This window comes from Vibrio maerlii, assembly GCF_003415655.1.
GTDB lineage: Bacteria > Pseudomonadota > Gammaproteobacteria > Enterobacterales > Vibrionaceae > Vibrio > Vibrio maerlii.
Genome location: NZ_QRHC01000018.1, coordinates 21,725 through 48,086 on the forward strand (window position 1 = coordinate 21,725; position 26,362 = coordinate 48,086).

Annotated in this window: 24 protein-coding genes; 17 read left to right on the forward strand and 7 right to left on the reverse strand. The window is 43.1% G+C overall.

Annotation, left to right across the window (positions count from 1 at the left end; all coding sequences use genetic code 11):
• Positions 1-109: 109 nt before the first annotated feature.
• On the reverse strand, positions 110-1,135 hold the full coding sequence (locus DPF91_RS20825; RefSeq protein ID WP_241033866.1) for a hypothetical protein: 1,026 nt from the start codon (positions 1,133-1,135) through the stop codon (positions 110-112).
• 239 nt (positions 1,136-1,374) lie between these two features.
• Here DPF91_RS20825 and DPF91_RS20830 point away from each other — a divergent pair, with 239 nt between their 5' ends.
• The 11 genes from DPF91_RS20830 (at position 1,375) to DPF91_RS20880 (ending at position 13,057) form a co-directional block, all read left to right on the forward strand.
• On the forward strand, positions 1,375-2,628 hold the full coding sequence (locus DPF91_RS20830) for a PP2C family protein-serine/threonine phosphatase (RefSeq protein WP_117236357.1): 1,254 nt from the start codon (positions 1,375-1,377) through the stop codon (positions 2,626-2,628).
• Positions 2,580-2,912, forward strand: coding sequence for an STAS domain-containing protein (locus tag DPF91_RS20835; RefSeq protein WP_117236358.1), 333 nt, complete (start codon positions 2,580-2,582; stop codon positions 2,910-2,912). The genes DPF91_RS20830 and DPF91_RS20835 overlap by 49 nt, the downstream gene beginning before the upstream one ends.
• A gap of 10 nt (positions 2,913-2,922) precedes the next feature.
• Positions 2,923-4,047 (forward strand): nucleotidyltransferase family protein, encoded by a 1,125-nt coding sequence (locus tag DPF91_RS20840; RefSeq protein WP_117236359.1) that lies wholly within the window; start codon positions 2,923-2,925, stop codon positions 4,045-4,047.
• A 14-nt stretch (positions 4,048-4,061) separates the two neighbouring features.
• Positions 4,062-4,520 (forward strand): ATP-binding protein, encoded by a 459-nt coding sequence (locus tag DPF91_RS20845; protein WP_117236360.1) that lies wholly within the window; start codon positions 4,062-4,064, stop codon positions 4,518-4,520.
• A gap of 71 nt (positions 4,521-4,591) precedes the next feature.
• A complete protein-coding gene (locus tag DPF91_RS20850) occupies positions 4,592-6,454 on the forward strand; it encodes a glycosyltransferase family 2 protein (protein ID WP_117236361.1) in 1,863 nt (620 codons plus the stop codon).
• Positions 6,444-7,772 (forward strand): DUF3131 domain-containing protein, encoded by a 1,329-nt coding sequence (locus DPF91_RS20855; RefSeq protein WP_117236362.1) that lies wholly within the window; start codon positions 6,444-6,446, stop codon positions 7,770-7,772. The genes DPF91_RS20850 and DPF91_RS20855 overlap by 11 nt, the downstream gene beginning before the upstream one ends.
• Positions 7,773-7,781: 9 nt before the next feature.
• Entirely contained in the window at positions 7,782-9,188 is a 1,407-nt protein-coding gene (locus tag DPF91_RS20860; protein WP_117236363.1) for a DUF3131 domain-containing protein, read from the forward strand.
• Positions 9,189-9,218: 30 nt separating this feature from the next.
• Positions 9,219-10,580: a DUF3131 domain-containing protein gene (locus tag DPF91_RS20865; protein WP_241033867.1), complete on the forward strand. Its 1,362-nt coding sequence runs from the start codon at positions 9,219-9,221 to the stop codon at positions 10,578-10,580.
• Entirely contained in the window at positions 10,577-10,894 is a 318-nt protein-coding gene (locus tag DPF91_RS20870) for a hypothetical protein (protein ID WP_117236365.1), read from the forward strand. Before DPF91_RS20865 ends, DPF91_RS20870 begins: the two co-directional genes overlap by 4 nt.
• 16 nt (positions 10,895-10,910) lie before the next feature.
• A complete protein-coding gene (locus DPF91_RS20875; RefSeq protein ID WP_241033868.1) occupies positions 10,911-11,699 on the forward strand; it encodes a family 16 glycosylhydrolase in 789 nt (262 codons plus the stop codon).
• 74 nt (positions 11,700-11,773) lie between these two features.
• Complete coding sequence (locus DPF91_RS20880) at positions 11,774-13,057, forward strand: glycosyltransferase family protein (RefSeq protein WP_117236366.1); 1,284 nt, start codon at positions 11,774-11,776, stop codon at positions 13,055-13,057.
• Between the two features lie 112 nt (positions 13,058-13,169).
• Here the strand turns inward: DPF91_RS20880 and DPF91_RS20885 are convergent, their stop codons facing one another.
• The 3 genes from DPF91_RS20885 to DPF91_RS20895 form a co-directional block, all read right to left on the reverse strand.
• Complete coding sequence (locus DPF91_RS20885; protein ID WP_117236367.1) at positions 13,170-13,523, reverse strand: hypothetical protein; 354 nt, start codon at positions 13,521-13,523, stop codon at positions 13,170-13,172.
• A gap of 66 nt (positions 13,524-13,589) precedes the next feature.
• Positions 13,590-14,693 (reverse strand): hypothetical protein, encoded by a 1,104-nt coding sequence (locus DPF91_RS20890; RefSeq protein ID WP_117236368.1) that lies wholly within the window; start codon positions 14,691-14,693, stop codon positions 13,590-13,592.
• A 320-nt stretch (positions 14,694-15,013) separates the two neighbouring features.
• Positions 15,014-16,429 carry a DUF3131 domain-containing protein gene (locus tag DPF91_RS20895; RefSeq protein WP_164684258.1) on the reverse strand — a complete coding sequence of 472 codons (1,416 nt, stop codon included), beginning with the start codon at positions 16,427-16,429 and terminating at the stop codon, positions 15,014-15,016.
• 158 nt (positions 16,430-16,587) lie between these two features.
• Between DPF91_RS20895 and DPF91_RS20900 the strand changes: the two genes are divergently transcribed.
• The 3 genes from DPF91_RS20900 (at position 16,588) to DPF91_RS20915 (ending at position 20,596) form a co-directional block, all read left to right on the forward strand.
• Positions 16,588-18,288 (forward strand): type I secretion system permease/ATPase, encoded by a 1,701-nt coding sequence (locus DPF91_RS20900; RefSeq protein WP_241033869.1) that lies wholly within the window; start codon positions 16,588-16,590, stop codon positions 18,286-18,288.
• A gap of 5 nt (positions 18,289-18,293) precedes the next feature.
• Positions 18,294-19,613, forward strand: a complete 1,320-nt coding sequence (locus DPF91_RS20905) for an HlyD family type I secretion periplasmic adaptor subunit (RefSeq protein WP_117236371.1) — start codon at positions 18,294-18,296, stop codon at positions 19,611-19,613.
• A gap of 263 nt (positions 19,614-19,876) precedes the next feature.
• Positions 19,877-20,596, forward strand: coding sequence for an LUC7 domain-containing protein (locus DPF91_RS20915; RefSeq protein WP_117236373.1), 720 nt, complete (start codon positions 19,877-19,879; stop codon positions 20,594-20,596).
• 104 nt (positions 20,597-20,700) lie between these two features.
• Here the strand turns inward: DPF91_RS20915 and DPF91_RS20920 are convergent, their stop codons facing one another.
• Complete coding sequence (locus DPF91_RS20920) at positions 20,701-21,372, reverse strand: aldolase/citrate lyase/malate synthase family protein (protein WP_117236374.1); 672 nt, start codon at positions 21,370-21,372, stop codon at positions 20,701-20,703.
• Positions 21,373-21,717: 345 nt separating this feature from the next.
• On the opposite strand from DPF91_RS20920, the gene DPF91_RS20925 reads away from it, so the two are divergent.
• The gene (locus tag DPF91_RS20925) at positions 21,718-22,086 is read left to right on the forward strand and encodes a nuclear transport factor 2 family protein (RefSeq protein WP_241033870.1); all 369 of its coding nucleotides are present in this window, start codon (positions 21,718-21,720) and stop codon (positions 22,084-22,086) included.
• 180 nt (positions 22,087-22,266) lie between these two features.
• On the opposite strand, the gene DPF91_RS20930 is transcribed toward DPF91_RS20925, so the two are convergent.
• Positions 22,267-24,159, reverse strand: coding sequence for a fructose-specific PTS transporter subunit EIIC (locus tag DPF91_RS20930; RefSeq protein WP_117236375.1), 1,893 nt, complete (start codon positions 24,157-24,159; stop codon positions 22,267-22,269).
• 196 nt (positions 24,160-24,355) lie between these two features.
• Between DPF91_RS20930 and DPF91_RS20935 the strand changes: the two genes are divergently transcribed.
• Complete coding sequence (locus tag DPF91_RS20935) at positions 24,356-24,661, forward strand: PTS fructose transporter subunit IIB (RefSeq protein ID WP_117236376.1); 306 nt, start codon at positions 24,356-24,358, stop codon at positions 24,659-24,661.
• Between the two features lie 28 nt (positions 24,662-24,689).
• On the forward strand, positions 24,690-25,466 hold the full coding sequence (locus tag DPF91_RS20940) for a PTS sugar transporter subunit IIA (RefSeq protein ID WP_117236377.1): 777 nt from the start codon (positions 24,690-24,692) through the stop codon (positions 25,464-25,466).
• Between the two features lie 3 nt (positions 25,467-25,469).
• Here DPF91_RS20940 and DPF91_RS20945 read toward each other — a convergent pair whose 3' ends face one another.
• Positions 25,470-26,309 carry an AraC family transcriptional regulator gene (locus DPF91_RS20945; protein WP_117236378.1) on the reverse strand — a complete coding sequence of 280 codons (840 nt, stop codon included), beginning with the start codon at positions 26,307-26,309 and terminating at the stop codon, positions 25,470-25,472.
• Positions 26,310-26,362 lie beyond the last annotated feature (53 nt).

A 26,362-nucleotide genomic window follows, 5' to 3' on the forward strand; every position in this document is an offset into this window, starting at 1 on the left:
TTTGTGACAAGCGGGTGCTTGTTGCGAGTGGTCTTAAAGGCAAGTTAGTAATCGAGAGAGTAAAATCCACGAAATTTTAAGGATATTTTCGGTTGGGTAGGGTTAAGCATTAAAAATCGAAGCTATAAGCAATCATAATTGAACCATGTTTAAATAAACCGGTATCTTCTGCCCTTTCACTTGATCGCCAGCGATTGCCCGAATAGTTGTTGTATTGAACAGTAATGGTGCCAGGCCGCCAATCAAAATAACCAAAACCGTAAGTAAAGTCTGGGTTCCACGGTTGTCTTTGTTCTTTATCGAAGTAGTAAAAAGCCGTACCGTTGATATACCAATTACCTACGATTGAATACTTGCACCCAAGGCTAAGGGTTTTGTGATGATTCTTGTAACTGGTTGAAGCAAGATCAAAATATTCAGGGGTGTAGTTAAAATCGAACTGACAGCCAATAGAGCCATCATCGGTAAAAGTCAGAAGTTCTTTGAACGGAGATGTGATGGGAAACTTCCAACCTAACGCCCATGTACCTTGTTGAAACTCGGTCACTTTATTCCCATCTTCTGGGTTGAATCTGTTCCCCCCATAGTTGGAGTAAACCAAGCTAAAGGTATACGGCCGCCAATCGCTGTAACCAAAGACATAAGTAAAATCAGGGTTCCAAGACTGCTTTTGGTCCTGGTCTATGTAGTAATAAAAGCTACTTGAAACAAACCAGTTACCAATTATCGAGTACTTGAGAGACAAAGACGCGACCTGATTGTAGTTAGATGCACTCTGGCCGCTACCCGCCGGCAAATTAGCCGGTTCAGTTTCCGTTAGCGGTTGGTTGAATGCGATATTCGCCGACCAGCGATCCCAAAAGCTTCCATCTTCCCACTCTTCAAATGGGAGGCTGAAGGAGCTGTTTACGCCATTCCAAATATCGTCAAACGTTTCACTTTCATCTTGCTCATCTTTCGATTTTTGATTGTCGCTGTTGCCCCAATGGTAGGTTGGAGCTTCTTTTTGAACTGCGATGGGCGCAGTTTTAGTCGCATAATCATCGGCTTGAGCTGAAATTGATATCAGCAAAGCACCGTATAAGCAGAGTGAACGGTTAGACCTCTTTAAGTGGCGTAAGCTTTTGTAAAACATGAGTTAAAAATCCATTTCAATTCAGTCTTTGCGTTGCTCTTTGGCCTGTCTATAAGCAGCCGAAAAAGAACGATATACATAACTTAGGAGATAGAAAGTGAAAGTCGATTCTTAAAATTTAGAAAAAATATTTGAATCATAGAATTACCTACCTAACTTACCTTTTAACTACTCAACACAAAGGCCGTAACGAAGGATTCGTTACACAAGGCCAGAATGATAAGAATAAAAGGTTACACATGAGCACTATTTTATTGGTCGATGATAACCGCACAATATTGGTATTTATGGGTACGCTTCTGAAAAAGCGGGGCTACCAACTGCACACTGCAACGAGCGGTGAGCAGGCTCTCGAGATTTTGGCGGAACATCAAGATATACAGTTTGTACTCAGCGATTGGGAAATGCCGGGTATGAATGGTGTAGAGTTGTGCCAAGCGCTCAAGTCAAAAGACTTCAGTCGTTATATTTTCTTTGTTTTGCTTTCATCGAGAAGCGACAAACAGTCAATTATTGATGGTATTAATGCCGGTGCCGATGACTTCGTTGATAAGAAGACATCCGTTGATGAGTTAGAAGCACGCATCAAAGCAGGGTTTCGAACCCTTGATTTGCACAATGAAATCACTGAAACCAACAGACATCTAGATAGTGCTTACGAAACAATGAAGCGAGATTTGGATTCCGCGAGCGATCTTATTCGTCAAATCTTACCGAAATCACGCAGCTTTCCTGCTGTTGAACTGAGTTACGTTTCTTTACCGAGCGCCCAAATTGGTGGGGACATGTTGGGCTATATGCAGCTCGATGATTCCCATATTGCTTTTTACCTTCTTGATGTAGCGGGTCACGGTGTGTCTTCGGCTTTAATGTCCTTCTCTGTGCAAACCACGCTATCAGTCATTAATGGCAGTTCATCTATTGTTATGACAAATGACGATGACGGTTCACATATTACGCCACCTCAAGAAGTCGTATCGCGCCTTAACCAAATGTATATGGGTAGCGAAAATAGTCTGCTTTATTTCACCATGATATACGGCGTGTTGGATATAGAGTCAGGTCAACTCTCATATTGTAGCGCGGGTCATCCACCTCTTGTGTGGTATCACAGCCATTCGGGACAAGCAGAATTAATCGGCCAAGACAATTTTGTTGTTGGCGTGTTTGATGAAGCGGATTACGAACCGGCAACCATTCAATTGGAGCCTTTCGATAAGGTTTGGTTTTACTCGGATGGCATTACAGAAGCAGAGCGCAATTCCGCTCAATTCTCGGAAGATGGATTGAAAAGCACAGTCGAGGAGTTGCACCCATACCCAACTCATCAACAAACCCAAATGGTAATCAACAAGGTAAGAGACTGGCAAAAATCTGAGTCATTTGAAGATGATGTCAGTGTTCTTGTCGCCCAATGGACCGGTCCTTCTCAAGGAGTTAGACAATGCAATATGAAATTAGTCAACAAGGCAACAGCACAGTTCTTCAAGTAAATGAAGCGCGTTTTGATGCGAAGTTAGCACCTGAGTTTCGAAATCAAATTGAATCGATCAAAGAAGATCTTTCGGAAAACCTGATTTTGGATATTGAAAGTGTGAGATTTATGGATAGCAGTGGCCTAGGAGCTGTAATGGGAGTGTATAAGTTGTTGAAAGACAAACGTATCCTCGTTGCGAATGCTCAACAACCGGTTCTTGATTTATTCAAGCTGACTCGAATGGATCGCTTAATTAAGACATATCCGAGTTTGGATGAAGCATTACACGTGGCAGTTTAAGGAGGCTGTTATGAAAGGGATGATTCTCGCAGCGGGTAAAGGAACTCGAGTTCGACCAATTACTCAGTCGATACCTAAACCTATGATCCCAATCTTAGGTAAGCCTGTCATGGAGTCTATGATAGAGCTCTTTGCTCAACATAGCATTGATAAAATCGTTATTAACACTAGTCACCTTGCAGAGGCGATAGAAGGTTACTTTGGTGATGGTCACCATTTTGATGTTCAGCTTTCTTACTCTTATGAGCGAGAACTGATAGATGGTGAATACCAAAGTAAGGTCTTAGGTTCCGCTGGTGGGATGAAAAAAATCCAACAGTTTTCGGGTTTCTTTGACGATACTTTTGTCGTTGTTTGCGGTGATGCTTGGATTGACTTGGATCTCTCCGAGGCCGTTAAACAGCACAAGCGAAAAGGCGGTATTGCCACGATTATCACCAAGCAAGTTCCCATTAATGAGGTAGAAAAATACGGTGTTGTCGTCACCAATAACCGAGGCATGGTAACCAGCTTCCAAGAGAAGCCGAAGCAAGAAGATGCTCTGTCTCAGCAGATTAATACCGGTATCTATATCTTTGAACCAGCGATTTTCGACCATATCCCAGAACAAGGCGAATACGATATTGGTAGCGAGCTATTCCCTGATCTGGTTGAAAAGCACCTACCGCTTTACGCGATAGACATGCCATTTCAATGGTTAGACGTGGGTAACGTTACTGATATATGGAGTGTGACCCGGGATATTCTTGATGGCAAAGTGCCTGGTTATCGAATTCCTGGAACTCAAATACGTTCAGGTATCTGGCAGGGTATTAATACATGCATTAATTTAGACGCTTGCAATATCGAGCCTCCGGTAGTAATTGCCAGCGGATGCAAAATTGAAGATGGTGCAACGATTATTGGTCCTGCAATCATTGGCCCTAATGGTGTAATCGATAAAAACAGTGTCGTCGAAGAGTCTCTCATTTTCGACTACATACACGTCAAAGAAGGGGCTCATGTTAAGAACCAAACCATCTTTGGTGATTACAGCTTTGATCACAACGGTGTTGCTTGCCCGAAATACGATTGGGAGCACTTGCGTTCAAGTGGTCAAAACAAGCGAGTAACCGATCTTCTTACAGCTCTGTAGGAGTGGGATGAGATATGAAACAGTTGAGATTCGAATCGACTTACCCGAGTTCTTTGGATGCTTCAAGAGAAGCTGGTGAAGCGTTGACTGATTTCCTTAACACGCACCACATTGATGATATTACGGTTACTCAGGTGGAGTTGTGCATCGTTGAGATGGTCAACAACGCATACGAGCATGCGTACCAAGAGCAAGAAGGTAAACCTGTAACGGTTTCTTGCGTGCTTAGTCCGAGAGTTGACGGGCACTCGTTAGAGATTGAAATTGTCGATTCGGGTGAAAGCTTGACTCAACAAGAACTAGAAACTGCGTTGAGCAAAGACTTTATCGAGGCCGATCCTGAAGATGAAACCACATGGGAAACATCAGGTCGTGGTTTTACCATCGTCAAAACCATCATGGACTCTGTGCAGGTGAATACCGAAGGCAATCTCAATCGTTTCTTGATGAAGAAAGCACTCGTCACTGGATAAACATAATGTCACGTTGATTAATATTCAGCGCAACACCTTTGGCTAGGTGACCCAAAACAGGGAGTGAACAAATGGATAGATATTTTGAAAAGTTCGAGCATCGAACGCCACCGGAACCCGTTCCCCACAGTATTCCGAGGGAACTACTCTATCAGTACTTAGCAACATGTAATCTGACATTAGGTATTTGGTACTTGGGTTGGCGGTGGATGTATGCGCTTAACTATGAGGCCTTGTGGTTTTCGTTGCCATTAGCCTTTGCGGAATCCTGTGCATTTATTGGCTCTCTACTATTTACCTATAACCTTTGGCGTACTGACGACGAACCCAAAAAGGCGCCACCTTTTAAGATTGCGGAATGCACCAAAGATAATGATGAAGAGAGACCAATCAGTGTCGATATGTTCTTTCCATCTTACGATGAAGAACCAGAGCTTGTTCGTTTAAGTATCCGTGATGCAAAGAAAGTGCGTTATCCGCACCCTATCGATATTAAGATTTATATCCTTGATGATGGCAATCGCCAGGAAATGAAAGAGCTTGCTGAAGAGATGAATGTAGGTTACATCACTCGTGATGGCAATGTTGGCTTTAAAGCCGGTAATCTTCGTAATGCGATGGAACGAACCAGTGGTGACTTTGTTGTTATCTGTGATGCAGATACTCGTCCATTCCCAACCATGCTCGAAAATACACTTGGTTACTTCAGAGATCCAAATGTAGCTTGGGTTCAAACTCCGCAATGGTTTTTTGACCTTCCCGAAGGCGAGCGTTTACCAGACTGGATGGAAAAGCGTTTAGGTAGATGGTCTCGTTTCATGGGGAGTGGCTTCGAGAAACTCTATGGTCCGGTGACATTAGGTGAAGATCCTTATGTGAATGATCCTCAGATGTTTTATGACGTCATCCAGCGTCGTAGAAATGGAGCCAATGCGTCGTTTTGCTGTGGTGCTGGTTCTATTCATCGACGCGAGGCGGTGATGGAAGCAGCGTTGCGAGCTTATGCAGAGCAGATCACCAAAGAACAAGATGAAGTAGAGAAACAGATTCGTAGTCTAACCAAAGAGAAAAGCGTGGATAGTGCGATATCTGAAAACCTGCGCAATGAAATACTGTTTGATACTGAGTTTACACCATATAAATTTCATGTATCGGAGGACTTGTATACCTCAATCGTTCTGCATTCCGATAGCGAACGTAATTGGCGCTCGGTGATGCACCCGCAGGTAGAGAGTAAAATGCTTTCACCTCAAGACCTACAAACCTGGATGGTGCAACGTTTTAAGTACTCCGGTGGCTCAATTGATATCTTCATGAACGATAACCCTATCTTTCGTAAAGGGCTGAGTTTGAAACAGAAGCTGATGTACGGCGCGAGTTTTTGGTCTAATTTGTCGGCCATTTGGAATATCATCTTCCTTGCCTGTCCGATTATCTACTTCTTGACATCGATTGCACCAGTGAGTGCTTATGATGTGACCTTCTATCTACACTTTTTGCCTTATGTCATCACGGCGGAGCTCGCGATGATGGTGGGTACTTGGGGCGTGGCAGGTTACAAAGGGAAAACTAACTTCCTTTCCTTCTTCCCAATCAACTTTCGAGCGTTATGGACGGTTTTGAGAGGGAAGAAGATTAGTTTCCCAACCACACCAAAAGAGCGCCAGACCGGTAACTTCTTTAAATTGGTCATACCGCAGACTGCCGTGTTCTTACTGAGCTTGTTCAGTATGTGTTTCGCATGGTGGGGCTATCTAACAGGCATGTGGGGCAACTATTCTGCTGGAGGACTGATTTTCAACTCATTTTGGACTTTGAACAACATGATGGCGATGTGGGGAATGATTGCATCCGCCTTTTGGACACCTGAGGGACAATCAGACGGCGGGCAAGAAAGCACGGTCGAGTCTGAGGAGGTAAACTATGGCATTTAATAAATCACTACTGGCTGCACGCCACCACATTGTTTTTCTAATTGGTTTGATGAGTGCACTTGTTATTGCATTCGCTATAGAGTCACGCGAATACAAAAGAGTACTTGGCAATATTACGTTCGAGGCATCAGAAGAGATACCATTTAAAGAATCGAGAGTCTTGTCATCTAAGGAGTACGATTGGGCAACGATTGCTTGGCAATACTTTGAAAACAACTATCAAGAAAACACCGGGTTGGTTAACTCTGTTGATGGTTATCCTTCAACAACGATGTGGGATACGGCGTCATACTTGATGGGATTAATTGCAGCTGAAAAGATCAACGTTGTTACTCAGGATGTGTTTACATTGCGTATGGAGAAGGCACTCACAACCTTGGCTCGATTGCCACTAGTGGATGGCAAGTTGCCAAACAAGGTATATAACACCCAAACCCTTGAGATGGTGGATTATGCCAATAACCCTCAAGAGTATGGTATTGGATGGTCAGCAATTGATATTGGTCGAATCTTAGTGCCAATCAATATTTTGGTTTGGCAGTACCCTCAGTTCAACAAACAAGTAAACGACATTTTAAATCATTGGAAAATCAGTGAAATGCTGATTGATGGCTATATGTACGGTGCTCGCAACCTACATGAAGGTTCACAAGAAATGGAACTGGTACAAGAGGGTCGAATTGGCTATGAAGAGTATGCGTCTAAATCGTTGGCTTTGATGGGCAGAGATGTATTTAACTCAATGAAGTATATCGATTTTCTAAATCTGGTTGACATCTATGGCGTTGAAATCCCAACAGATTATCGAGACCCTGACAAATACCACGCGCACAACTACGTGGTGAGTGAGTCCTATATTCTCGATAGCATCGAGTTTGGAGCAGATAGTGTATCAAAAGTGTTCGCGCATCGAGTCTACAAAGCACAAGAAAATCGCTTTGAAGATACCGGAATCTTAACGGCCGTCAGTGAAGATAATGTCGATGAGGAACCTTACTTTGTCTACAACACGGTCTTTTCTGATGGTAAAAAGTGGAATGCGATCTCTGATGATGGTAAAGACCAATCACATCTTAAAACACTATCAACCAAAGCTGCATTCGGTTGGTATGCCTTGTACGACGCTAAATACACCGACTTATTGATAGATGCTACTTCCGACCTCTATACAGAAGAAAAAGGCTGGTATTCAGGTCGTTATGAATCTGACCAACGCATCAACAAAGCAATCACAGCGAACACAAATGGAATTGTCTTAGAGTCACTTGCCTATATCGAAAATGGTCCGTTGCTAAAGGTAGGCGAGAGCGATAAATAAGGATGAGCTATGAAAGCAAAAATACTCAACATATGTATGGTATCTCTGTTAGCCGCAGGTTGCGGAAATAAATATAATCAATTTTCAGAAGATATCGTAGAAAGAAAATCTCATTGGGATGTACCAAGTGCACGATTTGGTGACTTAACTGAAGAAGAGATGAAGCTTGCTAGAGTGGCCTGGCGTTACTTTGAAAACAATTATCAAGAGAGTACCGGTTTAGTTAACGCGGTAAACAATTATCCGTCAGTAACATGGTGGGATGCTGCCTCTTACTTGGCAGGTATGGTGAGTGCGAGAGAGCTAGGCATTATCGATAAGCAAGAGTTTGATCGCCGCCTTGTTGCTTTTCTAACGACCTTGAATACGCTCGATCTGTTTCGTGGCGAATTACCAAATAAGGCCTACAACACGCAGACAGCAGAAAAGGTGGATTACGGTAACCAACCTGGTGAGATTGGCTATTCCGCTCTCGATTTGGGGCGCTTGATGATTTGGCTATATATCATCAAACAGCGATACCCTGAGTTTACAACTAGCATTGATTCTGTGCTGTTGAGATGGAATTACTGCAACGTGGTCGATGAAAACGGCACCATGTTTGGTGCATTACTTGAGAAAGATAAGCCAGTTCAATATCTACAAGAAGGTCGGTTAGGTTACGAAGAATATGCAGCCAAAGGTTTTGAGCTGTGGGGCTTTAACACTAAGCAAGCCGCAATGGCTGAACCTTATGCAACAATTAACCTGTTTGGTTACGATGTACCTTATGACACACGAGACCCGCGCAAACTAAAGGCACACAGTTATGTGGTAACTGAGAGCTACGTTCTTGATGGTATTGAACTTGGTTGGGATCTGGTTGAAGATCGAACTCCTCATGATTACAGCTACAGTCACGATTGGGTTGCGGAATTTGCACTGCAAATCTATCGAGTTCAAGAAGAGCGATATAAGCAAACCGGTATTATTACCGCACGTACAGAGCATCAATTAGATAAAGCGCCTTACTTCGTGTACGACACGATCTACACAGACGGCTTTGCTTGGAACACGATATCTGAGCCAGGAGACTACCTACCTCAATACGCAGCAGTGGCAATAAAAGGTGCGATGGGCATGTGGGTGCTTTGGGATACGCCATACACTGACCTTTTGTATGACCATGTCTCGACCGCTTATCACCCTGAAAAAGGGTTCTATGAGGGTATCTATGAAAATGGTACAGGGATGATCAATACCTTTACCTCGAATAATAATGGAATCACTTTAGAAATCCTCTTGTACAAGCAGCAAGGCAAACTTCTTACTTACAAAGAAAACCCAGCGCCAAGCTTGTGGGAGAAAGCGCTAGAGTCTCCATTTGGTTATGAGGGTCAGTGCCTGCCAAGAAAAAATGTAGCCTTGACGAAGTAAGGGCTCCCTATGCGAAAGGAATTGATTGCTATGGTTTTAGCTCTATCTGTTTCTGGGTGCGGGGTTATCTATCGAGGTGTGAGTGAAGGCGTGACGGCTATAAATCAATCACAGTTTTTACGTCAAGGTAGGTATGGCCAGTTAACGGAACTTGAAGTGGCCTGGGCTCAAACCGCATGGAAATACATAGAGAACAACACCCAAGTGTCAACGGGCCTTGTCAATAATTTAGACAAGTATCCCACTACCAACATGGAAGGGGTGGCGGACTACATTATCTCGCTGCTTGCCGCGAGAGAGCTAGAGCTGATTACATCAAAAGAGTATGACGAGCGCCTTACGCTGGTATTACGTTTCTTGAACACGATGGATCTTAGTTATGGTCGGGCTCCAAATCGTGTTTATAGCACTGAAACAGGGAAAAAGGTTAACTATGCCAACCAAGAACAAGATATCGGCTATTCCTCACTTGAAGTCGGTCGTGTATTGGTTGCTTTAGCGTTGGTAAAACAATATTCACCAGAATTCTCAGAATATGTCGATAAAGCGGTATTGAGATGGAATTTTTGTCACTTAGTGGGTGAAGATGGTGAGCTATATTCGGCAACAGTTCATGATGGGCAATTACAGCGTCATAAAGATGGTCGGCTAGGAATCGAAGAATACGCTTCTTATGGGTATCTCGAATGGCAAATCATTCCCTTTAAAGCCATGAGCATCGAACCCTATGATGTTGCAACGATATACGATGTAGACATCCTTTTCGATGGGCGAGATCCACGGGAATTTGAATCCTTAAGACCAGTGTATAGCACGCCTTATCTGCGGATGGGACTCGAGTACAATTGGGATTATCATGACGATGTTAGTTCAACCGATGCAAGCCACAGTTATCAAACCATGTCTGCCATCGCCGACTCAATCTACCGTGTTCAAGAGTTGCGCTGGGAAAATGAAAGAATCTACACTGCTCGTGCTGAACACGTGACGACTGAATATCCACACTTTGTTTATGACGCCATTTATGCGCTTGGCACTCCATGGTTCACGGTTGCTCCTGATGCTACTTCATATGACGAGTTAGCCCTAGTATCGACTCGTGTTGCCTTCCAAATGTGGGTGTTATGGGAAACTGATTACACCGACAGACTTGTCACATTGGTGAAAGAGCTTTATGACGAGCAGCGAGGTTGGTATGAAGGGAGATATGAGCTGACTAGTGCCTATGAGCGAAGCATCACGCTTAAAACAAATGCTGGTGTGCTCGAAGCCTTGTTGTACAAAAAACAAGGAAAGTTAAGTAAACAGCGAGACGTGAAAGAGTACAAAGACGTCAGATTCGATTCTCGCTTTGACCATCCGGGTAACTGCTTTGTGGAGACATTCCGATGAAAAGTTATGCCGTCACAGTCTTTTTGTGTTTATCGACTTTCGTTGTGTGTGCGAAACCAGTATATGAGGAGCCTGTATATGAGGACATAGTTATCGCGACCCCTCTGGACGTGCAACCGGTGATAATTGAGTTTGACTACGTTTCTGGTGAAGAATTGCGTATTGAACATAACCTGATTAGTAACAACTCTGAACTACAGACACCATCTTCTCAACCCAAAGCTTCGCAGATTTATACAGGCAAACCAACAACGGTAGAAGGCGGCCCGCGCCATTTTGCAAGGGGTATGCGTTTGAACAACACTGACGAATAATACGGAGCTCGCATTTATGACGCTAAAAGGATGTATTCGACAGATAATGCGTAAGATGCTTATAGGCAGTGGCATTAGTCTGCAAGTGGTATCGGCAGGAGAGTTTGAAGATTCTCTTCAAGCATTGGAAACAGAAAAATGGCGAGTGGCAGATGGTTGGGGAAATGGTTATCCCTTTGTCAACGATTGGGATGATGGAGCGATAACCTTTAACGAGCAAGGGATGGCGATAACCTTAATGACTCAGTCTTTGCCCAAGACCCCGATGATGTCCGGTGAGATAAGAAGTCATGGGTTCTATGGCTATGGTTGTTTCGAAGTCGATATGAAACCAATAAAAGCCCCTGGGGTGGTGAGTTCTTTTTTCTTGTTTTCAGGGCCACATGATAAACCGGAAGATGGAAATGGGATACATAACGAAATCGATATTGAATTTTTGGGCTCGAATACCAACATGGTTCAACTTAACTTTTGGACCGACGATGACGCTTATGAAAACAGCCATGAAAGCTTAGTTTTTTTGCCGTTTGATGCCTCAAAATCTTTTCATCGTTACAGCATTGACTGGAGCGAAAAGGGGATAGATTGGTTGATCGATGGTAAATTGGTTCTAAGAGCCAAAAATAATAAATCCGATCCAACCCCAAGTGTGAACAGCTCAAAATTAAGAATAATGAAAAATGTCTGGGTGGTAGATAGGAAGTTGTCAAATTGGGCTGGAAAGTTTAAGTTAGACAAGAAGAAAACGTATTCTGCATATTATAAAAATTTCAAATACACACCCAATAAAAAATGCTCGTTATAGAGTGAATTAAATTTGAGATTAAAAATATTCATCCTAATTTATTTTTGAGATATTCAAATAGTTAGGAAAAGAATATGGAAACTCAACTATCTAGAACAATGGATTTAATTAGTAATGCTAACCAAGAGTTTGATCTTACCAATCCATTTCATCAAAAAAGTCTCATATCTTTATCTGAGCATTTATTACAGTTAAATAAAATTACGATTGATAATCACAAAGAGCTCATTCGTAGGTTGAATACGCCTCTTGAATATCAACTTGCTGTTAAGCTACTGGAGTCGCGTCGTTGTATAGAGAACATTGCTCAACCTTTGAATATCGCTGTCGTCTTCGCGATGTGGGGAGAGCACAATCGCTTGCTCCCCAAGACGGAACAAAATCAGAATGGTGAAGACTCATTAATCGCTAAAATATCTCAACTTGAGTGGATCACTCGTGGCACCAAGGTTAATTGGCATCTTTATGCTGTTGATGATGGATGCCCTCATCAAAGTGGTGCAATAGCCCAACAACAACTAGAACGCTGCACACAAGCCACAAGGGAGAAAGTAACGGTTCTTCATTTGGAAGATGCGTTACCCGCAGAATCGGGGCCGCTTGTTAACCTTAAAAGTGCAAACGATTCGAGAAAAGGTGGTGCTATCGTATATGGATGCCACCAAGCATTAGCGCAAAAAGTCGATGCAGTTATTTATACCGATGCAGATAACTCCGTACACTTGGGTCAAGTGGGTCTACTTTTAGAAAAGTTTGTCGAACAAGGCTCCCATGTCGTACTTGGGAACCGTAAACACCCGGACTCAATTCTTGTAAAACAAGAAGAGCGCTGGGGTATTGGTATTAAAACATTGCGCCATATGCAACGCATGATTGGTTCAGAGATTTTTGAGAAAGGTATCAAAGACACTCAAGCCGCGTTTAAGCTTTACAGTGCAGATGCATTAGAGGTTATTCTCGCAAAACCAACGGTTTATGACTTTTCTTTCGACACGGATTGGATATTCGCCGCGATGGAAAAGAACCTACCGATTGTCACGGTACCTTTTGCTTTCATTGATTCTGCGGCTGAATCAGCCTCTATCGTGCAAGGGCCAATGACAACCTGGTACGTTTTACTTGATGGTTTAGTACAAGCAGCTCGGGCGAGAGGCATCTCTCATAGTGAGGAAATGGCGGATGTATTTAAAAGTGAGATTTCATCGCATGAAGATCTTGAGTTGATCATTGACACTTTACCTCCTGAGCTTGCTTCGGCCAAAGAGCAAGATCTAGGTAATCCAGCAGTGATGTCGCCTCAATCGGTGAGAATGTGGTTGCACAGTGCCAAGTCTATGAAAGCTCAAGCTGCGATGTAAACTGTCTCGACTAATAAAACCCATAGCCAACACTGTTGGATATGGGTTTATTGATATTGGTAGAAAGGTGAGAATGGGGGGATAAGGTTGAGTGAAACTTGTTGGTTAAATTTCAAAGGTACATTTCTCTCTTAAAATCAGTCACTAATTGGGTTTGTATTTGATATTTAATATCGATGAGTCCCATAATCGATAACTTAATATCTTCTTCATATGGAACATTATCTCCTTTTGATGAGTGCTCAATTTTTCTAATGTACCGCGCAGTTTCATTTTCACATAATAGATGTAATGCGTAGGATAGGTGGTGAGTTAGGTGATAGAGTTTTCGCCACTGATGATTTTTATATAGTAGGTTGATGTCTTCATGGGCAAATTTATTCTTCTCCATATATTGATTTAAAATGGTTTTAACTGCTTCTTGGTCGTTGTGCAAACGCTCGTTTAATTTAATCATATTAATCATAACAAACTCCGATTTAGTAAGTGTTTATTGATGATCTAAGTTAACCTAGTGATAGGCATATTTAGGCTATGTGTCTTGGTTATCTATCTCTTTATTGCCCGGAGTGTAAGTCAGAGAGATAATGCCTTTAAATTCGTAATTAGGATAAAAGTCGTAACTTTTTTGAATAGAAACATCATCAGATATGGAAACAAATGAATCATTGGCCAGATCGATTAGCTTTCCATTACGTACTTGCAAATCAAATGCTAAATCAGAAGATATTTGTGAGAGTGGGGTGCCTTTTAGAATAAGGTTTGGATCAATGGACTCATAAGCCATGGTGAAGCTTTGAATCTCAATGTTGGTGATAGGCTTTTCTTCATCACAAAGCTCGAGGTGTTCATATTCACTGCCTAATACCGCTAAGCTACCTTCTTTGATGACTAAGCCTTGAGACAGACAGGCAGAAGCAATTTGTTGATGGTTATCGAACAGTAATAGCTTGCCATCCTTACTATCCCATGTGATCACAAGGTTGTGCTGCTGGCCATCGTTGACGTTGATTTCCTCAAAGGCAACGCGACTATCTGAGTCAAAATCAATACCCAGTCCACCGGTTTTATTAAGAACGTAAAGGCTTATCCCTTGCGTATGTTGGTGGTCGTTACTTACACCGAAAATATTTTCTATTAGACCTTGATGCTCGCCCGTTGATTGGTAACTAAATTCGATAGTAAAGGCGTCGTAAGACTCTAACGTATCGGCAAGCTTTATCTGTCCTAAGCCATTACCACTGAATGTGATGGTGTTGTTTTCAACCAATTTTCCTGCGTTACCTGAGTATTGAAGGTTATGGATTTGTTCTTGATCGTTAAGCTCAAGTCCCAAACTTTGCTTAATTTGGGTGGAACTTAGATGAAACTTGACCTGATTTGGTTCAATCTTGGTGTTGATACAGTCATATCGGGTTCGTCTATCTTCGACACTTTCCTCTAGTCGTGAAACGATGTGTATTGATTGAAATTCAGTAAAGGAGTTCGCAGCTGCGTAAGTTTGTAGATCGACAATGTCGAGTGGCTGAAGATTATCGCTGTATGAGTAATGATTAGAATCTAAGTCACTCGATGAGTACGTACCTTTGGTATCGTCGAGTGCGTCCCTGATTGGGTTAAAGTTTCCAATTGACATTCCATTGCTCACTTTTAGTGTCACTTTATCTAGCAATATAGGAACAAAAAACGTTATTTCTAATAAATTTTCAGCTCAAACACGTATTTATCCGTTTGGCATCGAAAATCTTAAGTGATTGATTTTAAGTGGTATATAAAGTGAACAAAAATTTGTCTCTCAAAAACTATCTACTAGACTGCCTTTTACAAAAACACGCGATCATACATTGCCTTTAATTTTCACTTTGTACTTAAGTCACTTTTAACTTCAAGTCTTGAGAGGAGAAACGGGAGAGTGATAAGAGTTATTGGTTTGTGTTGAGTATTTTGGAGTGCTAGTCACTCCGTTTTTTTTTGCTCGTTTAGTATCGGTTGATTGCCCCTTTGCTTGTACCAGAGGGCGACAAGGATTAGGGAGTTCGTGTTAATGTTGAACGCAGTGTTTAGTCTACCATCCTGGTAGATGCCCGTCGGAATTGAGCGATAGGTAAGGCTACTATCCAATACTTGATTGAACAAGGCATGACTGTAGTTGTCATTGAATAGGACACTAAACCCGATAGCAGCTTTACTGCTGAAAGTTTGTGGGTTGTCTATTTTGTTGCCACCCGGTGAGACACTTACCCATGATCTTCCAGCATAATGAACATTGTTATATGCAAACCAAGGTTTACGATTCATCGCATCTTCTGCATAAGCGGTAAGAACACCAGAATCCAACCATTGTTCTTTATGTAGCTGATAAAAATGGTCTAGCTGATTCCATTGCCTATCGATACCGTATTCTAATGCTGCCAGTATTAGAGGGTCACTGGTGAGATAAGGTAAGTTGCGACTATCGATTTGTATGGAAACGCCTTCTATTTCGACAAGTTTAAGGAAACCTGGGAGATCAGGTAGGTCAACATCAACCCCATGCAATCTAAAACCATGAGCCGCATACTCGAGATAGCCGTGCCGCCCTTCCTGGCGATAGTACTCTTTTGATTTAGTTAGCTTGGTACCAAACAAAGTGCCTTTGTTTACTGCAAGCTCTAATGTCCAATCGTTAATAATTTCAGCCACTTGTAGTTCTAGATTCGGATGGTATTGGGTAACAATATCAAGCCAAATCAATAATCGCCCAAGATCTAATGCAGACCAACCGTTACCATTGGACGTTGACTGACTGTATCTTCCGGCAGGCAGGGCATCTTTGGTGCTGTACTCTCGGTTTGGAAGCTTGTCCTTGTACAAGCGTAAAGATCTGATGGTAGTCAGTAGCTTTTCTAAGGTAGCAGTTGTTTGCTCATGGCTTTCCATCCCCAAACCTTCTAACGCCAGCGTTGCTGCAATCCCGCTGGCGATATCCCACATTGTCGTGTAAGGGTATCCCTGTACAGAATCCCATAGGCCTGTATCTGCTCTTAAATTTCTAGAGAAGTAGTAACCTGCCTTTTTTGCTAGAAGGCGCTCGTTACGGCTCAGCGGTTGGATAATGTTGGGGATCTGCTTTGGCGAACTTATTGTGTCTAAGCTTTCCAATTGTGCATCGATAGTGAGTTTATCGATAGGCGGAGCGATCGCCCTTTGCGTGAATCCTAGTTGCTTCTGTTGAGTTTGAGGTGCATGAAAGACACTTCTTTGGCCGTAGAAGCTTGCTTCTTCATCAGGGTGCGCAGATACGTCCTCTACATTTGCTAAACATGTAGAAGATAAGAAGGATAAAACGCAAAGTGATGTGAGCCCTTTGGACTTGATTGTTCTTCCTGACAATATGCTGTCCCTAATTAGCACGTCCTTAAATGATAATAAGATAAAAGCGTAATGTTTCGAGGTTAATTGTCAGATTTATCTTGGGAAGTGAATAAATTAGCCATCGTTGATTGCCATCCTATACTGCTGAAAATGACACAACGTAGATGGCAATAATTATGAAAAAAGGACCTTTTTCTGCTGTACGAAAGGAGTGCTGGGCAGCGTTTTCGTTTAGTGCAGGGATCAGCTTATTGGCGCTTGCGGTACCGGTGTACAGTTTACAGTTGTTTGATCGAGTTATGAGCAGCGCGAGCTTAAACACTTTGTTTGCTTTATTGGCGTTGACAGTAGGTTTGGTTGTTGCGCAGTCGTTGCTTGAATACATTCGAACTCTATTATTGCAGCGATCTGCACTCAAACTGGATACGCAATTAAGTGGCCGTTTGTTGGACCTTAGTATTTCTCAGTCCTCTGTCACCAACCGCATAGCAAAAGAGCCGTTGCAAGATCTAACAACGTTAAGAAAGTTCTTAGTATCCCCCTCAACTTCATCCATTCTGGATTTACCTTTCACACCATTATTCCTTGCTCTGATTTTCTTTATGCACCCTTATATCGGTGTTGTTGCTATTAGTGGTGCTTTGGTTTTTTCCCTTCTTACCCTGCTGATGATGTTGAGCGGGCGCAAAGCGAGTAGTGAGGCCCAACAAGAAACCATGCGAGTCAGCATGGAACTGAATGATTATCTACGAAATGCCCCGATGCTAAGAGCGATGGGCATGAGTAAGAACATTGGTGATGTCTGGGAAGACAAAAATGCTCAAGTGCTCGAGCTTCAATGGAATGTTAACTCCAGAGTAGGCTTGCTACTGTCACTCAGTCGATTCTTTAGGACCTTGTTGCAAGTGGTGGTTTTAACTTTAGGCGTGTATCTCGCGTTGAACCAACAAATTGGTTTAGGTGCTGTCATTGCAAGTTCAATCTTGATCGGTCGTGTTTTAAGCCCGTTTGAGAGTGCCGTCAGTGGTTGGAAGCTTTGGTACAGCGCGTATCAAGCATGGAGACGCTTGACCAAAAATACCAATCTGAATGAAAGTACCAAAAAGACTTTGTTACCCAAACCAGAAGGAAAAATTGAGTTTAATAATGTGGCATTGCAGTTCCCGGGAATAAAAAAGCCCGCGCTGCAGGGTATCAGCTTCAAATTAGGGGCGGGGAATGCACTGGCGATTATGGGCAACTCGGGATCCGGTAAGTCAACCTTTGCTAGCTTGTTGATGGGTATTCATAAACCAAGCGCTGGTGAAATACGAATTGATGGTGCAACTGTCGACAATTGGGATCAGCAACAGTTTGGTCAATACATCGGTTACCTGCCACAGCATGTTGGTCTGTTAGCAGGGACTGTACGTGACAATATTTGTCGTTTTTCTGATGGTGATGATGAAGCGGTCATTGCAGCCGCAAAACTTGCCTGTATCCATGAACTTATCATAGGTTTACCCAATGGTTACGATACATATATTGGAGAAGGTGGAGCTCTACTTAGCGGAGGACAAAAGCAGCGTATTGGTCTTGCGCGTGCTATCTATTCAAACCCTAAAGTTCTGGTTTTAGATGAACCCAACTCTAACCTTGATCCAGAAGGTGAAACTGCGCTTTCTATTGTTCTTCAATACTGCAAAGAACAGAAAATTACCGTCATTATGATCTCTCACCGTCCTGGTGTGCTTCGACAAATGGATTGGGTCGTCAAACTGAAAGATGGCCAAATAGAAAAAGCGGGAACCTGTGAGCAGTTCCTGGGACTTCACCTCAGTGATAACCCTGAGGCTGACAACAATGTGTCTGATCTGCGTCAATCTGCAACAGAGTGAGGTGAATGATGAAAGCGTCTTTTAATACTAATCGTTTGATTGTCGCCGGCACCTTAATTTTGGTGGTCACTATCGGTGGGTTTGGTTTCTGGTCTCTTACTATGCCGCTAAGCTCTGCTTCGGTGGCTCAGGGAAATTTGGTCGTGGAGAGCAAACGCAAGCAGATACAGCATTTACAGGGTGGTTGGGTCAAAGAAGTGTTCGTTAGAGACGGTGACCGGGTCACTTCAGGTCAATTACTTGCTGAGCTGTCTGATACCAAGTCTGAGTCGGAGCATCAAAGGTATCTGTTGAGAACGTATTCTTTGCTTGCGCAACAAGCTTGGCTAGTCGCGTTACTAGAAGATCAGGTTCAGCCCAAGTGGCCAACGGAGGTATTAGACCCCTCTGAAATGGATGCATTGTCTGTTATGGCTATCCTCAAAAGTGAAAAGCTACAGTTCGAACAGGCCGTGCTCAAGCGTCAGCTCATTGATTCGGTTTACTCGCAAAAATTAACCCTCTACCAAGAGAAGATCCGAGGCAATTCTTTTCAACGTAAAGCTATCGATTCTCAGCGCCGTTTGATCAGCGAAGAAATAGAGATGACAAAAGGTTTGGTAGATAAAGGGTACGTGTCAAAGACACGAATGTTGGAGCTTCAACGTCACCGAGCCCGAGTCGATGCGGAACGCGCAGAAGTGACGGTTAATATTGACGTAGCAAAAGGAGAGCTAGAAGCGCTCAATCGCAGTTACAAGACGCAACTACTGGAGCAAGATCAAGATTACTCTCGGCAGTTAGCGGGCATAGAATCTGAGCTTAGAGATATAGCTCAAGTGCTGAGAAACCTGGATGACGTTCGCTCTCGCATAGAAATTCGCAGTGAGTTCGACGGTACTGTAGTTGGGCTTAATATGGCAAGTGTAGGCGGTGTGGTTAAACCCGGTCAGGTTTTGATGGAGATCGTTCCACACAGCGATGAACTGATAATTGAAGCTGTGTTGTCACCGAAAGATATTGATGTTGTTAGAGCGGGGCAACAAGCAAGAGTGCGCTTGACTGCGTACAGCTCGCGCAATGTCCCAGCGGTATTAGGGGAAGTCGTCAATGTTTCAGCCGATAGAGTGTTAAGTGAGGGAGATGCCAATGGAGTCGATCAGGGTTATCTCGTGAAGATCAAGTTTGATCGAGATAATCTCGAGCGCATTAAAGCTAGCAACGGTATAGAGCTCTATCCAGGCATGATGGCAGATGTACTGATACTAGTGGAAGAACGAACCTTATGGGACTACCTAATTGGGCCAATCACTTCCAGTCTTGAGCTAGCGATGAGGGAAGTATGATGGAGAGTCCAATGTTGTTTTGGCTAACGTTTTATTTGCTCTTTTTTCTAGCGAGCTCGTTGGTGGGATATTACAAAAACCAAACGGTAGCGGGTGTCTTGTTAGGTTACGTGTTCGGGCCCATTGGACTATTACTTCTGCTAATGAGCTCGGATAAGAGGCGAGGGAAGTGTAAACACTGTGGCTCTATGGTGGATAAGCACGCTTACTATTGTCCCAAATGTAAAAACAAGTGCTTTAAACAATTGATTTAGGAGCATGATATGAAAAGTACGAGGACAGTTATTTATGGAACCTTAGTCATTGTATTTGTGTCTGTTCTAGCGTTCCAATATCGATTCTTTAAGGATGATGCCAAAGTTGTAGAGCAACATATCTTGGAGCTTAAGAAGGTCAATCGATCACTTCAAGACGATATCACTATTGTGACTGCTGAGCGTGATGCTCAACATGAGAACTGGATACTGTTATCTAAAAAAGTTGAGAAGCAATCAGAGGTAATATCTTCCCAGTCCCAACAAATCTCACGTTTGGAAGGCTTATTGGCAAACAGTGAAAAACGTTCCAAGGAATATCAAAACAAATACAACAATCAACGAGCTGAGTCCCAAAAAGCGCAGTTAGCCTATGAGGAGCGGTATCAACAAGACAAGCAAAACCTAGAAGTACAAACCAATAAACAGCTACAAGAAAAGCTTCAGGCCTTAGAAAGCGAATACTCTGATGTCGCGACCATTAAAGAAAAAGAAGAGCGCGTTGATGAGCTAATGGAAGAGTTTACCGATCTAAAAGTGAGTCTGGATGTGATGAACGTGTGCGATAAGAGCTATGTTGAGCGTTACAACCAAGCCAAAGGTATGCTGAGCCACATGCGAACTTATTTAAGGCAGCATGAGCTCAATAAAGATTTTTATCACTTTGTTATTTTGAACGATGCACAGATAACCCAACAAGCAAGGGAGGTCTGTATCGAGCCCGTATAGTAGGGTTTTAAGTAAAGACTGTTTTGGTCAAACTGCAAACGGTAAGCCCTTGATGTTCATCAAGGGCTTTGTTCATTATTTGAGTTTACCTATTCTGTGAATGACTATCGAATAGTCACTGAATGCCAATGGCTAATATTGGACTGAGAGACTTGTCTGTAAACGTAATTGTTTTTCACGCGACTCGAAATCGCGGGGGTATGAATCGAGACGTTAAACTCCTCTAGAACTTCCATAGCATGATGAATCTGTGATGCAATCACAAGTGAGTGTGCTGAAATCGTTACGTGAATTGTACTTTGCTGAAGACCAAAGTAGTCCTCGGTAAAGCTGAGCAACTCCGCCCACCAAGATGCTTCTTCAATGCTTGCGATGTTTGATAAATGGATGTTGATGCACTCGTTGATACTGACCTTCTCCAGATAGTTGAAGTAGAAGTAGAGCGCAAAGTCAGTGAGGGCACATGATGTCTTGTGGCCCTCAATGTCAAAAGAAGGTTCTACGTCATAGTAGACTCGAGAGTCGAACATGGTGATAGGAATAGCAGGCTTTCTTTTGGGACTTGGTTTGCTCTTCGAGGTCGAGCGTTTTTTGGGTTTGCTCTTGTCTTCATTACGTTTGTTGCTTGTTATTCTGGCGTTTATCAATACAGACATACGAGCAGCAAAGCGGTTATGAAGGTGAGTGATGAACTTCAGGGATTCCTCTGGCAAGGTCTGTTGATCTGTAGAGAGAGGTAGACAATTAATGTCTACATTGATGTATGACTCAGACATAATCGTTAGTTCCTTTTAACGCTAGATAGTCGGCTATCTATCTGTGATGCAAAGTAATATAGGAAAGAAAACCATCAAGTCATTTAAATTTAATATGCAACTTATTTATCTGACTGTTCTTTAAAGATTTGTTTGTATTGAGTATCAACTCGTATGTTTTGGTTGCTTAGGTTGTTAAGTTGTACCTAATAGTTCATTAGGATCACACCGACTTATTTTATGGCCCACCTACTTATACTTAATGACGAAACGAATCAAAGGGAGCCTAAAATGAAAAAATTAATCCCACTTACCTTACTGTAGACTTTTCTTTTTTCATCTGTAAGCATCGCAAGCACCGAGTATGTGAACAAACAGGCAGTTCAGGATGCCGTCGCGATCAATCAAGAGTCTTTATGGGTAAAACCACAAAACCCAGTTGCGAGTGGCAGTGAAAACAGCGAAGCATTAAAGGTTGTGCAAGGCTTCTTTGCTGCGTATGCCAACGAAGATACTGACGCAATGAAAGAGTTTGTAGCAGAGGATATTGAGTGGTATATCCCAGGACGTCATAAACTAGCAGGAACCAAGCGTGGTATTAAAGAGTTTACGGAGTTCTTCGCGAAGTTAGGAGAAGCGAGCTTCAAAGCTGAAGTTATGATCTTGGCAGCGAATGACAACTACGTCATTCGCTGCACACCGCGGGTTCAGCACTACTTCAGAGCAAAATATTGATATTAATTGGATCCTCTTATATCAAGTTGAAGATGGAAAGATTAAGCGCGTACAAAACTTTTCCGGTGACCTTTATGCTTCAGATGCGTTCTTCAACGAATTCTCACTGAGTAAGAAATTACTCTTGTGAGCAAGTTTATATGAGTATATGAACAAGCAGCCTAACGAGGCTGCTTGCTGTTATTGTGCAACGTACCTTGCTTCTTGCTCTCCATGTTTTGATATCAGCCTTTCAGGGTCATGTATCGCATCTTTTGTTTCTACATTGATGGTAGGAATTGAGTTAAATCGTTCAGCATTTTTGATCGCGACATCATTGGCGAGAATGGCGAATCGCGCATTCTGGATGTCTTTGTCTGTGATGCGATTGATAATACCGTTTGCGCCTTGGGTTTCGACTTTAATCTTTATGCCCATTGAACTCGCGGCTTTCTCCAAAGACCGTGCGGCAAGGAAGGTATGCGCCACTCCAGATGGACAAGATGTCACGGCGACGATTTCTGCTGTTCCTTCTTCCATGGTCGCTGTGTCGGATTCTATAGTGTTGGTAGATTCAATTTCTTGGGTAATGTCTTTCTTCAATGAGATAACAATGGTCGCTGTGGTCATAGCGCCGATAAGTGTACCGACAATATAACCAAACATTCCATCAACAACAGGGAGAACTATCCAGCCACCCCAAGGGGCATGATTGACCACATTAAACAGAAAGCCTGTGACATTTCCGACGATGCCTCCAGCGACGACGGCAGGTAATACGCGAGCGGGGTCACTTGCTGCGAATGGGATTGCGCCTTCACTGATGCCGATCATTCCCATAATCCCCGCGGCTTTTCCAGCTTCGCGCTCTTCTTGATTAAACTTGCGTGGAGACAACCAAGTAGCTAATGCCATGCCCAATGGCGGGGTGCAAATTGCAATGCCTACACCTCCCATCAACCATGGTTGAGTATTGATTTGAGTTTGAGCGAACAGAGTTGCGATTTTATTAATTGGACCACCCATATCAAATGCCGTCATTGCACCTAATACGCTCCCTAACACTATCTTTCCCGATCCCGCCATACTGGCAAGCAGTAAGTTCATTTGCTCCATTGCGTAAGAGATAGGTTTGCCGATCCCCCACATCACAATACCGCAGGTAATGAAAGTGCCGACTAGTGGATAGATAAATATCGCGCTAAGTGATGCCATACTTTCTGGAAGCTTAATTCGTTTTAATGTTTGTACGGTGAAGCCGGCAACAAACCCTACGACGATAGCGCCGAGAAAGCCGGTTTGGTAATGCTCCATAGTGACCCATGAACCAATCATTCCCGGAGCAAGGCCCGGTTTATCTGCAATGGAGTAGGCTATATAGGCACCTAAGACTAAGGTGAACAGGCTCAAGCCACCTTGTCCCATCTTAGCAACATCCGCTAAAAAGCCGGACTGAGGTAAACCGCTACTGCCGCTAAGCATGACTGATAAAGAAAGGAGTACACCACCTGCAACAACGAAAGGGATCATATGAGAAGTCCCATATAAAAGGTGCTGCTTTACACGTCTTAATTGAATCTTGTGGTGAGATATCGAGGGTTTGGTTATCGTGGGTGAGTGAGGTGTGAATATCGGCTCGTCTGATGAGTCGTTTGAGAAAAGAGAGAGAATCTCTTCTTTGGACTTCGCTTTCTTCAATTTTGTAACAAAGCCATCCTCAACCAGTTTTGTAGAAACTTGGGCAAGAACTTCTATGTGATGGTCATCGTTATTATCTGGTGACGCGAGCATAATGAATACATCTGAGCATTCACCCGTTTCAGAACCGTAGTCTATGCCTTGCTGACTTATTCCTATCGCAATGCACGGAGCAATTGCCGTTTCACTTTTGGCGTGAGGAATTGCGATACCTTCATCAAATCCCGTATTACCAATGTATTCACGCTGCCATAGAGCATCCAAGAATAGTGTTCTATTGGTAAGCTTGCCTGTACTGTCGAGCATATCAACAAGTTCTTCGAAGACGTCTTGTTTGTTGGCCGCTTTTAAGTCTAGGCAAATAGTATCTGGGTCAATGAAGTCGATGATGTCCATGTCTATCACTCTTACTCAAACTATGGACAGATTATCGACCAAGTAACTTGGGTTATATAGCAATAAAAACTCATTAACTGGATTTTTGTAACCAAGAATCAAGAGTGTGACATTACTCTTTATCCTAGCTCAATTTTCCCTTTAAAATTCAATGGTTTTTGCTTGAAGCACTATATTTATACCATAGAGAAAGTCGATGAGAATTGTAGCGGTAACGGCATGTCCAACAGGAATTGCCCATACTTACATGGCAGCAGACAAGTTAACCAAAATGGCAGCGAAGATGAATATCTCCATTAAGGTTGAAACGCAAGGCGCGATGGGGGTAGAGCATCAGCTCACAGCCGTCGATATTGCTCATGCGGATAAAGTGCTCATTGTTTCTGATATTGAAATCGAACAACCCCAACGTTTTGACGCAAGCAAGACGGTTTACATTGAGATGGAAGATGTGTTGCTCAATGTTGAAAAAGTACTTGTTCAACACTGTCGCAGTGTCTGAGCTATCTCTGTGAGAGTCCAAGTATCCTGTGAATAGAGAGTACCAACTGACCTTCTTTGTTGAAGATACATCGGCTACTAGTTTTGTAGCTCAGCCGCTTTGTAAGCTGGCTCGTCAGTTCAAAAGTCAGCTCCAGATCATCAACATCACTCAGAATAGTCAGGCCGACTTATCTAATTCATTGGCGATGCTGCAGGTGGCGCTGAAGAAGGGGGATTTGGTTCAGATTACCGCGACGGGTATTGATGCTGAACTTGCTTGTTTTGTGCTTAAGGATCTCGTAGTGGAGCACTATGTTTTGGTTGGTTCGCAAATTACACATGAGTTTTCCCCTGAACTGACTCAACGCTTCCCGCAAATAAGTCCAAGGTGTGAGACGCGCTGGCTTCATGCTAAGGCGCAAATGCCGTTGACAAAGTTCGAATGTTTAAAGGGACTTGCAAAGTTAGTCTATCCAGATGATCCAGACCAACTCCTCCTGTCATTTATCAAACGTGAGGAGCGCTCTTCAACCAGCGTTGCTCATGGCGTGGCATTGCCTCATGTGATGTTCGAGCATGTGGATGATGTATCAGTTGCTGTCATTACCACTGACAATGAAATTGATTGGGGCTCTCGTATGGGACCTGTGACCGTTGCGATTGCATTGGTTTTGCCTGTTGCACCAAGCCGAGAGCAAATCATTGCATCGACGACATTAACTCGCAACTTACTCAACGATAACGTTTTACTGCGTTTGCAAAAAACGCGCAGTAGTATCGACCTTCAAGCGCTACTCATGTATCTCACCCTACGGTTGATCTAGGGGTTAGCTCACACCGCGGTACTCGCTCGGAGTTCTCCCTGTTCTATTCTTGAACACCCGACAGAAATAGTTAACGTCTTTAAAGCCACACCGTACCGAGACCTCATTAAGTTTAAAGTTGTATTTCTTCAGCATGAACTTAGCACGGTCGATACGCACTCGTGTGATGTACTCTGCAAGCGTCATGTGGCCTTGTTGTCTGAATAGGCGAGATAGATGGTTGGCTGACAAGCTGAATCTATCGGCGATACAGTCTCTGTTAAGCGGTCGGTGAAAGTTCTCTTGAATATAGATACAGATACCTTGATACAGGTCTTTGACTCTGTTTTGTGGTTCTGCAATCGGGCTATCAAGCATAGTGCAGCTGTATTGAAGCAAAGCTTGGATTAACGACTCATCCATCGGCTTTTTGTTGCTTTCGCGAGAGAGGGAGTTTAACGCCTCTAGAATGCTATCGATCGCAAAGCCAGAGCGAGTTTGTAGGCTGTGCTTCTGAATATCACTGAATCCAGTTTCGCCATGGACTTTACTCACATAACTGAAACCCAGCTGGCTGCGACCAAACAATAAACTCAGTACAGAGCAACCTTGCTCCCAGTCTGGCTTGTTCCAACAGTTTGGTGGGATAAAAAACACATCACCCGCCTTGGCAGTAAGCTTTTCTACCTTACGCTCATGATTTTCTATTTCATTAATGTACTCACCGTTTAACACGATTTCGAGCCTCGGAAAGTTAACCTGGTAACTAAAAGTTGGAGGGGTATGGAAGTCACCTGCAAACCAAATCTTGTTGTTGGTTTGACGTTGCTCAAGGACCGATGAAAGTACAGATTGGAAGTTCATAAAGCGCACCCTGCGATGCATGAGGATAATAAGCGTATATATACAGTGGTAGA